A 12527-nucleotide genomic window follows, 5' to 3' on the forward strand; every position below is an offset into this window, starting at 1 on the left:
GACCCCAGACGGGATATGAACGACGACGAGCCGACGATTCTGCTGACGAACGACGACGGCATCGACAGCGTCGGGTTGCGGGCGATTTACCACAGTCTCTCGCGAGTCGGCGACGTGACCACCGTCGCACCCGCGGAGGACCAGAGCGCCGTCGGCCGCGCCCTCTCGCACGAAGTCGACGTGCGAGAGCACGAGATGGGGTACGTCGTCGACGGAACGCCCGCGGACTGCGTCGTCGCCGGACTGGAAGCGCTCGTCCCCGAAACCGACCTCGTGGTCGCGGGCTGTAACCGCGGCGCGAACCTCGGCGCGTACGTCCTCGGGCGGTCCGGAACCGTGAGCGCCGCCGTCGAGGCCACCTTTTTCGACGTGCCAGCCATCGCCGTCTCGATGTACATCCCGGTCCGGGAGGACGCCGCGTTCGCCGACATCGAGGCCGACGCCGACAGCTACGCCGAGGCCGCACGCGCGACGGCGTACCTGGCCGACCACTCCCTCGGCGCGGGCGTCTTCGAGCAGTGCGACTACCTCAACGTCAACGCGCCCGTCGCCGAATGGGGGCCAGCGCCACTCGAAGTCACGAAACCTTCCCGACTGTACGAGATGGACGCGGTCCGGAACGGCGACGCCGTGACGCTCCACGACCGCATCTGGGAGCGCATGGCCGACGGCGACATTCCAGACCCGGAGGGAACCGACCGTCGGGCGGTCGTCGACGGAAACGTCAGCGTCTCGCCGCTGACGGCCCCGCACACCACCGAACATCACGAGTCGTTGGACGCCCTCGCGGAGACGTACGACCCCGAGAGCGGCCCGTAGGTTGATACCCGTCGCCGCTCGACAGACAGACAATGGCGACTGCTGTACATCGTCCCGGCGGGTCCAGACGGTTTCTCTTCGGCGCTGGCCTCGCAGTGGCGCTGTTCGCCGCGCTCGTTCTCTCGCTCGACGTTCGCACGACGGCCACGGAACTGATCGGTGCGAATCCGTGGTTCGTCGCGCTCGCCGTCTGCTGCTCGCTGTTCGCTCAGCTCTGCTGGAGCCTGACGACGGTGGCCCTCGTCGACGGCATCGACGGGTCGCTCCCCCGCCGTCGAATCCAGTTGGGGTACCTCTCTGGAACGTTCGGTAAGCAAGTCCTCCCCCTCGGCAACGTCGGCGGGTCTGCCATCCTCGCCTACGTCATCTCGGAGGACCTGAACCACCGATTTCGGGACGTGTTCGCCGCGGTCACGGCGAGCGAACTGCTCGTGTTCTCGGGGTCGCTCGGCGTGGCCGTCCTCGGATTGGTCGCGCTGTTGGTCGACCCGGTCTCGGGCTTCGACGGGCCGCTCGTCCTCGCCCTGCTCGCGTCGGTCGTCTTCCTCCTCGTCGCTGGCGGTGCGGTCCTCGCGTACCGCCGCCGGTACATCGCCACCCTGGTCGCCTCTATGGCGTCGCTCGTCCGGTTGACCGTCGGGCGACTCTCGACGCGCGTCGGCCGACTGCTCGCACCGCGGCGCGTCGAGGCGGGCATCGACTCGTTTCTGTCCGCGTTCGGCGCGGCGACCGGCGACACTCGGCGACTCGTCTTCGGGGCGACGGCCGCCGTCCTCGGCTGGCTTGCCTTCGCCTTCGCGCTCCTGTTCGGTTTCGCGGCCGTCGACGTCTCGCTCGCCGTCGGCCTCGCGCTGTTTCTCGCGCCCGCCAGCGGCGTCGCGACGTTCGTGCCGACGCCGGGCGGACTCGGCACGACGGAAGTCGGCCTCACCGCGTTTCTCGCGTTCCTCACCGGCGTCCCGCCGGAGGTGGCCGCCGCTGGCGTCCTGGTCTACCGCGTCGCGACGTACTGGGTCGTCGTCTCCGTCGGTGCGATGGCGTCGGTGTACCTCTCGGTGACCGTCTGGCACGCCCTCGACTGACCGTCCACCGGCGATGAGCAGGGTTATCGGCCCGCCACCGCTTGGTCCGATATGAGCGACCGTCGGGCCGCGGGACTGTTCGTCCTGCTGGCCGCCGTCTGGGGCACGGCCTTCATGGCCATCAAGGCCGGACTCGCCGACTTTCCGCCGGTCCTGTTCGCCGCGGTGCGGTACGACATCGCCGGTGCCCTGATGTTGGGGTACGCCGCGACGACGAGCGACTACTGGGTGCCGCGAACGAGGGCAGACTGGCTCACCCTCGCCGTCGAAGCGACGCTCATCATCGCCCTGTACAACGCCTTCCTCTTCGTCGGGGAACAGGACGTGACCAGCGCCGTCGCCGCCATCCTCATCGGGATGAGTCCGATTCTCTCGACGGTGTTCTCCCGCGCGTTCCTCCCCGATGAGCGATTGACGCTTATCGGCACGCTCGGCCTATTGCTGGGGTTCGTCGGCGTGCTCCTCGTCGCGCGGCCCGACACCGCAAACCTGCTCGGCGACGACACGCTCGCCGCCGCGTTCGTGTTGCTGGCCGCCGCGTGTGTCGCCCTCGGGAGCGTTCTCGTCCAGCGACTCGACGGCGGCATCTCCTCTGCGGGGATGGTCGCGTGGTCCAACGCCATCGGTGCGCTCTTGCTCCACGCCATCAGTTTCGGACTGCCCGGTGAATCCGTCGCCGACGTGACCCTCTCGGTCCGCGGTATCGCGGCCCTCGTCTACCTCGCCGTCTTCGCGAGCGCTATCGGCTACGTCGTCTACTTCGACCTCCTGGCCCGCCTCGGCGCTATCGAGATAAACCTCGTCTCCTACGCCGCGCCGATATTCGCCGCCGTCGCGGGATGGCTGGCGCTCGAAGAGACGCTGGAACTGTACGACGCGGCCGGATTCGTCGTCATCTTCGCGGGGTTCGTCTTGCTCAAGCGACACGCGCTGGCGGCGGAACTCTCGCCCGTCGTCGACCGTCTCAGCGGGTTGTTCACCGGTCGCTGACCGCCCAACGTATTTGTCGGCAGGGGGTCAAGCGCGTCCATGAACGCCGACGTTGTCTACATGGTTCGCCTCGCCGCCGTCTTTCTCGTCGCCGGAGCGCTCTTGGGTGCCGGAATCTGGACGTACTGGCGGCTCGGACTGGTGGTCGGACTCGCGGGCATCGCGCTGAGCGTCCTCCTCGTCTCCTACGCCGGGTACGACACCTACCGCTTCGCGACGGCGTAGTCAGAACACGCCGAGGACGAACCCGATACCCATCCCGACGAGAACGACGGCCGAAAACAGCGGGAGGTAGGGGGTGTACTGCTCGACCGTCTCCTCGAAGTGTGTATACCCCGCGAGCAACAGGAGCGTCAGGCCGACGATGCCGACGATGACCGTCAGCGCGTAGGCGGTCATCAACTCTAGACAGTGGTTCGACCCGGCACACAGTGCGATTATCTCGAACTCCTCCTCGTGGGCGAACCCCAGCAGAAACGCGAACCACGCGATACCCCACATCCCGCGGTCGGCGGCGTCTTCGAAGTTGTGTGTCTCGTGAGAGTGCCCGCCGCCGAACGTTAGCACCGCGCGGATTCGGGCGACGACGCTGTTCCCGTCGTCGCCGTGGACGTGGCCGTGGCCGTCGTGCGTGTGGCCGTCGTCGTGGTCGTGAATGTGGCCGCTTTCGTGTTCGTGAGTATGCCCCTCGCCGTGGTCGAACTTCGAGACGGCGTCGCCGTGACCGTGGTCGTCGGTCGCTTCGTCTCCGTAGGAGTGGGCGTGGCTGTGACCGTGCCGGTACTCTCGAACGCCCAGCAGTAGCAGTACGACGCCCGCGACGACGCTCACCGGGCCGCCTATCTCGACCCCCGGCGCTATCGTGAGCGGGTCGTTCACCTGCGTGAGGTCGAAGTACGCCTTCGCGTAGAAGAACACGGCGACCATCGCGATACTACTGACGAGGTGACCGACGCCGATGATGAAACTCGCTGCCAGTCCGTACACCCACTTGTTCGTCCGTTCGAGGGCGTACGATGCGGCGACCGGCCACCCGTGACCGGGCTCGACGCCGTGGACCGCGCCCAGTGCGATTGCCCCAAGTAACAGGCCAGTCGTCTCCGTGTGAAACACGTCGGACCAATCGCAAACGAGCGTTTTAGGGCTTGTTAATACCGAGACGGGGTGGCGCTCATACTGTCGAGCGTCTCGTGGGCTGGATCCGCCGCGACTGCAGTGTGCTCGAACCTCCGGAAACACCCTTTTCTCGACGACATTTCAGATAGTTCTATTTATTTGGGCCGTGTGGATTCGAACCTATGCATGAACTCGTCGTCGATCTGTTGGCACGGAATCTCGATCACGTCGACGAATTCGAGTCGCTGTTCGACGACGTACAGGACGCCCAGCACCCCGGCGTCGTTACTATCTGTTGCTCTGACTCCCGGGTCCTGCAGGACCAGATGTGGGGCAACGACGAACCGGGGAGCATCTTCACGTGCGGGAACATCGGCAACCGCGTCATCCAGCACACGGAGGCCGGTGAAGTCGTTTCCGGCGACGTGCTCTACCCCATCGCGCACACCGGTACTGACACCGCCGTCGTCGTCGGCCACACCGGATGCGGCGCGGTGACGGCGACGTACGACGCGCTGACCGACGGCCTCTCGGACGCGCCGGGCATCGAACACTGCATCGACATCCTCGCCCCCCACCTCGAAGCGGGCGTCGAGGCGCTCCCGGACGACGTGGACCGCACGGGCGCTATCAATCGCCTCGTCGAGTACAACGTGGACCAACAGGTCGCGTTCCTGAGCGAGAGCGAGGACGTGCCGGACGAGACGACTGTCGTCGGCGCCGTCTACGACTTCCAAGACGTGTATTCGGGCCGCCGCGGCCAAGTCCACATCGTCAACGTCGACGGCGAGACGAGCGTCGCCGCTCTCGAAGACGAGCACTCGGAGATTGCGGACCGTATCGAGCGACTCTGGGAGTACTAGAGACAGCGAAGTCGCAGGGCTGAAGTCGGCCGTCGACGAGGTGTGGATATGAGTTCCGAGCAGTCGTTGGACGTGGGGCGCGCCCTCGGGACGGTCCTCGCCGTCGCCGTCTTGGGCACCGTCGTCGGGTACTTTCAGCAGGGGTCGATAGCGGGGGGACTCAGAATCGGAGTGACCGTCGCCGTGGGTGTCGGCGTGGGTATCGTCCTCCTTCAGGCCGTGACCCGTTACTTGGTCGACTAACTCATCGCTCGTCGGAGACCGAATCCGGACGGATTTCGTCGAAGGCCCTTCGTAGAAATTCCCGGAAACGAACCGGACGTTACACCGCCATCGGCCAACTTCGAGTTACCGGCTTTCCCGCTGCTCTACCTTGTTCAGGTAGCTGAAATCCATGATGGATTCTCGTGAAAATAGAGGATATTTCAGGTTCAAGGGTGTCGATATCAGCCGCCACATCGCTTGAACCGCAACCGCATATAAAGTAACTACGGTGGTGGATATGATGCCTTGTTGAAACCATAACTCGGTGGTCTGTTTCAGAAGCCATAGTGCATACACTGCGCTCATCTCTCAGAGCGACTCGGCCCGACTGGCCTACGAAGTAGAATATCTGTGAAGGTGACTGTCACACTTCAGGAAGTACTGACGGCTTCAGCTTCGAGGATGGACTTCAAATTCTCACCTTCCTCTTTCATGTGTGTTCGGACTGCATCGAATTCACGACGATTGAGCCGAGCACCGATGGGCCCGGTGCGGATTTTGATGCGCTGAGTAAGGATACAGCCGTCCCGGTGAGGATCGATAGTAAAGCTAATCGACGGCATGAGAAGCCCAACCAGCCGTGATGTCGGTCGAAACTCGATATATCTGTCGGGCTCGATCTCCGTGAACCGCACGGTCTTCTGCTGCCTCTTTCCCGCAATTCGTTCCTCGAAGTAGGCTTTTGCTCCCTCTTCCAACCCGTCTCCGTCGATCCAACTAAACTCGATGTGATCCGGATGCCACTGCTCGTAATTTGCATCCATTTTCTCGAAGAAGCGGTAGATATCTTCGGGACTCGCGTGTATTCTCGTGGTTTCCTCTAATAACATATCAATATCGAAAATCGTCTTCCAATAGCTTAACCGTTTGTTCGAGCATGTCGTATATCTCTATCTCGACTATTTGATAGCGACTTCGGCAGAAAGAACTGGATGACCTCCATATATTGTCCGCGGAGAGTACCTGGCAAAAGAGTCGTATACGGAGAGTTGGAATTACACTGCCATTCACTAAAGATCATCCAGATCGAGTGGCAGTTCCGACGCTTGGTGGTGGCCCGCGATGTCGGGTGGACTGACCCTGACAGCGAGTACCTCCCCTGTTGCGGTCGGTTCTCCCTCCGTTCCGAGTTTACTTTGGATGGTTGTCTTTCGGCCTACGTCACCTTCGACCCAGGCGGTAAGGTGAACTGGTTGATCAAGCGGCGTGGGCTTGCGGTAGTCGACGCACAAATCCCGGGTCACAAATGCGATCCGCGGTGCACTACCCAGCGGACGTTCTTCTGCACGGTAGGCAAACGTGATCGCAGTCCAGATGGAGTGGCAATCGATCAATGACGCAATATGGCCTCCGTACATGACATTCGGAGCACCGGAGGTGAACATCTCGTTGGGATCAACGGACGCAACGAGTGTTTCGGCATCATCCCCGAGATAACTCTTCAGTTGGAGTCCTTCGTCGTTCGCCGGGCCGCACCCATAACACGTGAGATCTGGCCAAGAGTGTTGGACTGGTTCGTCGTCAAGGTACTTTCCTTCGTCCATGGGGTACCAACGGACGGTCGCACTTATTTGGCATCGATAGTCCCGTTCATGACTCGAATATCCACACAGAGGAGGGATGTACTTGCGGTCGAAGTAGGAACTAATGAACTACCCTACCCTATCCGCTCACGGCTCGGATTCATAGAAATAACGTCTATTATACATATTCAGAGAGTTCAAATGTCTACCCGTTCTAAGGGAGAGTATGCCGATGTTGCCACCCAAGATAGAAACGCTCCACAGCCGGTGGGAGGAGTCCGAGCGGGACAGGGAGTGTATCGGGTGGGCACGCGAAATGCACGAAGAGAGGGCTCCCTGCTCGACCGGCGGAGGCCACTTCGTCCCCGAGGAAGCGAGCAACAACAAGCCGCCTACCGCGAGAACTTCGATGGAGTGGTCAAGGGCAAAAACAACTGAGACCTCGAGAACCAGCCCCGATTCAACCACGATGTCGAACCGAGAAAGTATGCATACCGATGAATCTATCAAAACGAGTGAGTGAAATCGAGCCCCGGATCGGCAGCTCCCCGTGGGAGGATCACGAGTACGTCCGCGGCTACTCGGTTATGGTAGCACCGTTCTCCTCGGGCGACCTGCTCGGGCTTCGAGTCTGGCCCCAGAGCGACTTCGGTCCATATGTTTCCGTCTGGCACCGAACACCCGATGGCGATTGGTCGATATACAGCGATGGTCTGTCTTTGGAGACGACGTGCTCGCGGTATTGGAACCCGGCCATTCAGCAAGCGAGTCTTACCAACATCGACGTCACGTGGACTGGGCCCAACGAGTTACGCGTCGAGATGGGAGAGCCACACTTCGTGTGGACGATGACGATCTCCGCCCCACTATTTCTGCGGGCCCTGAATGCGGTGAGTTCGAAGCTTCCGCTCTGGTCGTGGAAACCCGGTCTCTTGCGGTGGGGGCGGGAGTGGATGGCCAAACGCTTGCTCGGCATGGGCGATATCGACTTCTCGTTCACCATGCCGAGCGGTCAGGACACCATCATCATGCCGGAGGAGGTGTTTTTCATCGAAGAATCAAACGCCGAATTGAACGGTCGCTCTCTCGGTGACCCGGTTCAACTGGAGACGAACCCGACCATCGGGGGTGTTCCGTTACCGACCAGGTCGACCTTCGTACTCGGGCAGGTACACATGGAAACGACAGATCCCGAAGAATACAGGCAAACGCGAGAGCAAGCTCAGCGGTCGGTAGCGTCCTCTTCAACGGCGACAGTCGAATCAGACACTGAATAACTCCTGCGAACACGACAATGGCATCCGAAAATCGACCGACACCGTACTGACAGAACAGGGCCACGGTGTGACTACTGTACCTGAGCAAATCACTCAGACTGTCATCGAACTGGTGAGGCACTCTGCCGAGTGAGATGTCCTATTTGGTTCGGTCGAACGTAGGGAGAGTACAAAAAATCTCTCGACAGCGAAGTATAACGGCATTTATCCACCGGGAATCCGCAGAGCAGCTAACGGAAGAAGAAATCGACCTTCGACTAGCAGTAAACAGCCTGAGAAGCCCGTTATTGGTCACCGGCTCTCTCGTTGTTCAACTTTGTTCAACTCGATGAGCAGGCGAAAAGTCGCCTTCACGAGATTGGCGTCGACGTCGAACCGCTCGGCGTTCTCGCCAGCGCGGTCCATCACGGCCTGCTCCTGTTCCTCGTCGGTGGTCGGCAGGCCCTTCTCATCTTTGACCCGCGCGATGGTGTCGGCCACGTAGGTCCGTTGAGCGATTTTCTCGACGATTTCCTCGTCAATCGTCCGAATTTCGTCGCGCAGTTCGTCCAGAGACATGTCTTCGGGGTTCGGGTTCGTACTCATACTGTGTGTGTTCCCTCTGTTTGGGTGGTGGTCAGCAGTGTCGTCCCGGGTCGTTCGTCCCACTGGTCCCGGATTGCTTCGAGCGTCTCGCGGTCGCCGACGGCGGTAAACGAGGGGCCGGTGCCCGACAGTGAGACGCCGTACACGCGGTCCATCGCCTCGACGATGGGGTCCGTGTCGAAGTCGAGGGCGGCGCAGAACGCGAGGCCGTTGACGGTCATCGCGCGGCCGTACTCGCCGTCGAGCGCGAGGTCTTCGACGAGGTGCGCCATCGGCGCGATGCGCTTACAGCGGTCCACGTCCGCGTCGGCGGAGAAGGACTGTTCGGGCGGCGTCCAGACCAGTACGTCCCAGTCGACGGCCTCGCGGCTGAGGACTTTGTCGGCGTCGTTGTCGGTAACCGTGACGCCGCCGAGCATCGAGGCCGAAGCGTCGTCGAACGCCCCCGTAATCGTGACGCCCACGTCGCGGGCGGCCATCACGCCGAGGCGGGCCATGTCCTCGCGAGTCATTCGGTCGGTCGCGTCCAGTGCATCGAGCGACGCCATCACCGTCGCGTTGGCGGCCGCGCTGGAACTCTTCAGCCCTGAAGCCATCGGAACCTCACTCTCGGTGCGGACGTGGCCGCCGACGACCGGCGGTTCGCCGACCACTTTCGAGCCGTGGGCGTCGACAACGTACTCGATACATCGCTCGACGAGGCGCGTGTCGGCGTCGGGCGCGCCGTCCACCTCGCCCGTGTAGCCCGCTTCGTCCGTGAACAACTCGACCGTCGCGGTGGTGTACTCGTCGATAGCGAACGCAGACCCGTGGCCCGTCGCGAGGGCGTTCAGAACCGTCCCGGCGGCCGGTGCTGCTGCCGTCCCTTCCATCGCACGAATCTCCCGGCCCGGAGTATTTACCATCTGCGGAACCGGCCACGCCGACAACGCGTCGCTTTTCCCGACGCGGCCGGAAGCGCGGGTATGAGCAATCGGTCGGACATCGCACCGGACACCCTCTCCGTCGAACTCACCGAGGACGGCGTGGCCGTCGAGTACCTCGACGGCCGGACGGCCTTCTACCACGGCGTCCCGGCGAAAACCGAAGCACGCGTGACGACTGCGCCGGGGAAGGACACGCACGTCCTCATCACCGACGCGACGGAGACGACGGGCGTCCTCGTCTACGTCAACGACCTGCGGACCCACGACGACATCATCGAGTCCAGCGGCGTCGGGCGGGTCATCTTAGACGACGGCGAGGAAGACGAGTTGTTCCCCGGCGTCACCGTCCGGGACAAGCAGATGCGCGTCGTCGTCGACGTGGACTTCGCGGTGACCGACGGCCGCGTGTTCGTCTTCGAGGAGGACGAGATGGGCGAGCGGAGCTACGAAATCGTTCCCAGCGAGGACTGAGACGCACCGCTATCCGAACTCGCCTCTACCCTCGTCCGCACAGCCCGCTGGGCGCCGGAAAAGCAAGGCCCACCGACTCGCGCCGCGAACGTCGCCTCACTGGATGTACGAGGGGTCCTCGTCGTCGCAGTTCTGCTCGTGCTGTCGCGCGTCGTTCTGGTCGTCGAACATCAGCCCACAGGTCTCGCACTTGTACCAAGTCATCTCGTCGCGCTCGGTAGAGACCACCATATCCCTTAGTCCGACGGCCGTGCGTATATTGTTTTCCCGCGACACGACGGGAACCCTCAAGAGGGCCGGACGGCTAGCGGACTCCATGAGCGGGTCCAGCGACGACGGTATCGAACTCACGGTTGCCGGGGCGCACAAGCGCGACGCGGGACGCGGTATCGCGCGACTTCCCGAGTCAGTCCGGAGCGAACTCGGCGTCCTCAGTGGGTCGCCCGTCATCATCGAGGGCGACCGGATGACCGTGGTGAAGGTGTGGCCCGGCGACGACGGGGACGGCTCGTCGGTTCGCATCGATTCCGACACGCGCGCCAACGCCGGGGTCAACATCGGCGACACCGTCAGGGTCCGTGCGGGGTCGGTCACGGCCGCCGACGCCATCACCATCGAGCCACTGGATCCCCTGCCTGGAACCGACGAGTACGCCCACATGGTGCGGACGCGGTTGGTCGACCAGATGGTGCAGGTCGACGAGCGAACGCACGTCGATGGTCTCGGGACGTTCGTCGTCCGGTCGACGGAACCGGACGGCCCGGTTCGCGTGACCGACGATACCGACGTGACGATTCGACAGCGCCCCGTCGACACCGGCCGACGACAGCGGTCGACCGGCGGGACGAGCGACCTGACCGGGGCGGCCGAGACGGCGAACACCCCGCCCGCCGAGACGGAGACGGGCGTTAGCTACGAGGATATCGGCGGGTTGGACGAGGAACTCGACCGCATCCGCGAGATGATAGAGATGCCGCTGTCGGAACCCGAAACCTTCCGACGGTTGGGTATCGACCCGCCGAGCGGCGTCCTCCTGCACGGGCCGCCGGGGACCGGGAAGACGCTCATCGCCCGCGCCGTCGCCAACGAAGTCGACGCGTACTTCGACACCATCTCCGGCCCGGAAATCGTCTCGAAGTACAAAGGCGAGAGCGAGGAACGACTCCGCGAGGCGTTCGAACGCGCCGAGGAGAACTCACCGGCCATCCTCTTCGTCGACGAAATCGACTCCATCGCCGGGTCGCGCGACGAAGACGCCGACATGGAGAACCGCGTCGTCGCCCAACTCCTGACGCTGATGGACGGCCTCGAAGACCGGGGCCGGGTGGTCGTCATCGGGGCGACCAACCGCGTCGACGCCGTCGACCCGGCACTCCGTCGTGGCGGCCGCTTCGACCGCGAGATAGAGATAGGCGTGCCCGGGGAAGCGGGCCGCCGCGAGATTCTGGACGTACACACCCGCGAGATGCCCGTCAGCGACGACGTGGACGCCGACCGCATCGCCGCACAGACCCACGGGTTCGTCGGGGCCGACCTCGCCTCGCTGACGACGGAGGCGGCGATGTCGGCACTTCGGGCCGACCGGGAGGACGCCGAAGTCACACAGGCGGACTTCGACGCCGCCCTCGCGACGGTCGAACCCAGCGCGATGCGGGAGTACGTCGCCGAGTCGCCCGCCGTCACCTTCGAGAACGTCGGTGGCCTCGAGGAGGTCAAACAGACGCTCACCGAGGCCATCGAGTGGCCCCTGGAATACGGCGACCTGTTCACCGCGACCAAGACGGACCCGCCGAGCGGTATCCTCCTCTACGGCCCGCCGGGGACCGGGAAGACCCTGCTCGCTCGCGCCGTCGCCGGAGAGAGCGACGTGAACTTCATCCACGTCGCCGGACCAGAGATAATGGACCGCTACGTCGGCGAGAGCGAGGAGGCGGTCCGCGAACTGTTCGAACGGGCGCGACAGACCGCCCCGAGCATCATCTTCCTCGACGAAATCGACGCCATCGCCAGCCACCGGGGGCAGGGCAACGAGGTGACAGAGCGCGTCGTCTCGCAACTGCTCGCGGAACTCGACGGCATCACCGAGAACCCGAACCTCGTCGTCCTCGCGGCGACGAACCGTCGGGACATGATAGACGACGCCTTGCTCCGACCGGGCCGCCTCGAACAACACGTCGAAGTACCCAACCCGGACTTGGAGGCGAGAGCGGAGATTCTCCGCGTCCACACCGAGGGGAAACCGCTCGCCGACGACGTTTCGCTTCCCGACCTCGCGGCCGAAACCGACGGGTTCTCCGGCGCGGAACTGGAGGCAGTCGTCCGCGAAGCGTCGATGCTCGCGATTCGCGAAGCGGCCGACGAGATGGGTCCCGAGACGGCGAACGACCGGGCCGACGAGGTTACTATTACCGCCGCGCACTTCCAACGGGCGCTCGACCGGGAAGCCGAGCGCTGAGGCGGCCCGCCGTCGGTATCACTCGACACACGGTTGCGGGAACGAAGGACGTAAGGAACGGGTAGAGATGGCGTCGCCGACGAGGAGTGGAAGAAGGCTGTCCGGACAGCCTTCGGCGGACGAGCGACGCCGTGTGGCCGAGCAGCGAGACGGGCT

The 12527-nt window shown here is 63.5% G+C and carries 14 protein-coding genes; 9 read left to right on the forward strand and 5 right to left on the reverse strand.

Annotated features, from left to right (window positions below; genetic code table 11):
* Positions 1-15 precede the first annotated feature (15 nt).
* The 4 genes from surE to NJQ44_RS09670 are packed head-to-tail and all read left to right on the forward strand — an operon-like array spanning position 16 to position 3116.
* Positions 16-819, forward strand: a complete 804-nt coding sequence (gene surE / locus NJQ44_RS09655) for a 5'/3'-nucleotidase SurE (protein ID WP_254271139.1) — start codon at positions 16-18, stop codon at positions 817-819.
* A gap of 32 nt (positions 820-851) precedes the next feature.
* On the forward strand, positions 852-1901 hold the full coding sequence (locus tag NJQ44_RS09660) for a flippase-like domain-containing protein (protein WP_254271140.1): 1050 nt from the start codon (positions 852-854) through the stop codon (positions 1899-1901).
* A 51-nt stretch (positions 1902-1952) separates the two neighbouring features.
* Entirely contained in the window at positions 1953-2891 is a 939-nt protein-coding gene (locus NJQ44_RS09665; RefSeq protein ID WP_254271141.1) for a DMT family transporter, read from the forward strand.
* A 39-nt stretch (positions 2892-2930) separates the two neighbouring features.
* Positions 2931-3116, forward strand: coding sequence for a hypothetical protein (locus NJQ44_RS09670; protein ID WP_254271142.1), 186 nt, complete (start codon positions 2931-2933; stop codon positions 3114-3116).
* On the opposite strand, the gene NJQ44_RS09675 is transcribed toward NJQ44_RS09670, so the two are convergent.
* Positions 3117-4004 (reverse strand): hypothetical protein, encoded by an 888-nt coding sequence (locus NJQ44_RS09675; RefSeq protein ID WP_254271143.1) that lies wholly within the window; start codon positions 4002-4004, stop codon positions 3117-3119.
* A gap of 185 nt (positions 4005-4189) precedes the next feature.
* On the opposite strand from NJQ44_RS09675, the gene NJQ44_RS09680 reads away from it, so the two are divergent.
* Both NJQ44_RS09680 and NJQ44_RS09685 read left to right on the forward strand, forming a co-directional pair.
* Positions 4190-4870, forward strand: a complete 681-nt coding sequence (locus NJQ44_RS09680) for a carbonic anhydrase (protein ID WP_254271144.1) — start codon at positions 4190-4192, stop codon at positions 4868-4870.
* Between the two features lie 48 nt (positions 4871-4918).
* Positions 4919-5113: a hypothetical protein gene (locus tag NJQ44_RS09685; RefSeq protein ID WP_254271145.1), complete on the forward strand. Its 195-nt coding sequence runs from the start codon at positions 4919-4921 to the stop codon at positions 5111-5113.
* Positions 5114-5505: 392 nt separating this feature from the next.
* Here the strand turns inward: NJQ44_RS09685 and NJQ44_RS09690 are convergent, their stop codons facing one another.
* Positions 5506-5964 (reverse strand): SRPBCC family protein, encoded by a 459-nt coding sequence (locus NJQ44_RS09690; RefSeq protein WP_254271146.1) that lies wholly within the window; start codon positions 5962-5964, stop codon positions 5506-5508.
* A 1208-nt stretch (positions 5965-7172) separates the two neighbouring features.
* On the opposite strand from NJQ44_RS09690, the gene NJQ44_RS09695 reads away from it, so the two are divergent.
* Positions 7173-7934 (forward strand): hypothetical protein, encoded by a 762-nt coding sequence (locus NJQ44_RS09695; protein WP_254271147.1) that lies wholly within the window; start codon positions 7173-7175, stop codon positions 7932-7934.
* 291 nt (positions 7935-8225) lie between these two features.
* On the opposite strand, the gene NJQ44_RS09700 is transcribed toward NJQ44_RS09695, so the two are convergent.
* Entirely contained in the window at positions 8226-8519 is a 294-nt protein-coding gene (locus NJQ44_RS09700; RefSeq protein WP_254271148.1) for a chorismate mutase, read from the reverse strand.
* A complete protein-coding gene (locus tag NJQ44_RS09705) occupies positions 8516-9391 on the reverse strand; it encodes a shikimate kinase (protein ID WP_254274330.1) in 876 nt (291 codons plus the stop codon). Before NJQ44_RS09705 ends, NJQ44_RS09700 begins: the two co-directional genes overlap by 4 nt.
* Before the next feature lie 93 nt (positions 9392-9484).
* On the opposite strand from NJQ44_RS09705, the gene NJQ44_RS09710 reads away from it, so the two are divergent.
* Positions 9485-9916, forward strand: coding sequence for a DUF5796 family protein (locus NJQ44_RS09710; RefSeq protein WP_254271149.1), 432 nt, complete (start codon positions 9485-9487; stop codon positions 9914-9916).
* 96 nt (positions 9917-10012) lie between these two features.
* On the opposite strand, the gene NJQ44_RS19470 is transcribed toward NJQ44_RS09710, so the two are convergent.
* Positions 10013-10147 (reverse strand): DUF7128 family protein, encoded by a 135-nt coding sequence (locus NJQ44_RS19470; protein ID WP_256557153.1) that lies wholly within the window; start codon positions 10145-10147, stop codon positions 10013-10015.
* Between the two features lie 85 nt (positions 10148-10232).
* Between NJQ44_RS19470 and NJQ44_RS09715 the strand changes: the two genes are divergently transcribed.
* A complete protein-coding gene (locus NJQ44_RS09715; protein ID WP_254271150.1) occupies positions 10233-12371 on the forward strand; it encodes an AAA family ATPase in 2139 nt (712 codons plus the stop codon).
* The last annotated feature ends 156 nt before the right edge of the window (positions 12372-12527 follow it).

The organism is Haloarcula marina (assembly GCF_024218775.1).
In the GTDB taxonomy this organism is placed as follows: Archaea; Halobacteriota; Halobacteria; order Halobacteriales; family Haloarculaceae; genus Haloarcula; species Haloarcula marina.

Excerpts from the sequence above, each read along its gene's own strand:
- NJQ44_RS09705 (WP_254274330.1), bottom strand. The coding sequence starts at position 9,391 with ATGGAAGGGACGGCAGCAGCACCGGCCGCCGGGACGGTTCTGAACGCC.
- NJQ44_RS09665 (WP_254271141.1), top strand. The coding sequence starts at position 1,953 with ATGAGCGACCGTCGGGCCGCGGGACTGTTCGTCCTGCTGGCCGCCGTC.
- NJQ44_RS09700 (WP_254271148.1), bottom strand. The coding sequence starts at position 8,519 with ATGAGTACGAACCCGAACCCCGAAGACATGTCTCTGGACGAACTGCGC.
- NJQ44_RS09710 (WP_254271149.1), top strand. The coding sequence starts at position 9,485 with ATGAGCAATCGGTCGGACATCGCACCGGACACCCTCTCCGTCGAACTC.
- NJQ44_RS09715 (WP_254271150.1), top strand. The coding sequence starts at position 10,233 with ATGAGCGGGTCCAGCGACGACGGTATCGAACTCACGGTTGCCGGGGCG.
- NJQ44_RS19470 (WP_256557153.1), bottom strand. The coding sequence starts at position 10,147 with ATGGTGGTCTCTACCGAGCGCGACGAGATGACTTGGTACAAGTGCGAG.
- NJQ44_RS09690 (WP_254271146.1), bottom strand. The coding sequence starts at position 5,964 with ATGTTATTAGAGGAAACCACGAGAATACACGCGAGTCCCGAAGATATC.
- NJQ44_RS09680 (WP_254271144.1), top strand. The coding sequence starts at position 4,190 with ATGCATGAACTCGTCGTCGATCTGTTGGCACGGAATCTCGATCACGTC.
- NJQ44_RS09685 (WP_254271145.1), top strand. The coding sequence starts at position 4,919 with ATGAGTTCCGAGCAGTCGTTGGACGTGGGGCGCGCCCTCGGGACGGTC.
- surE (WP_254271139.1), top strand. The coding sequence starts at position 16 with ATGAACGACGACGAGCCGACGATTCTGCTGACGAACGACGACGGCATC.
- NJQ44_RS09670 (WP_254271142.1), top strand. The coding sequence starts at position 2,931 with ATGAACGCCGACGTTGTCTACATGGTTCGCCTCGCCGCCGTCTTTCTC.
- NJQ44_RS09660 (WP_254271140.1), top strand. The coding sequence starts at position 852 with ATGGCGACTGCTGTACATCGTCCCGGCGGGTCCAGACGGTTTCTCTTC.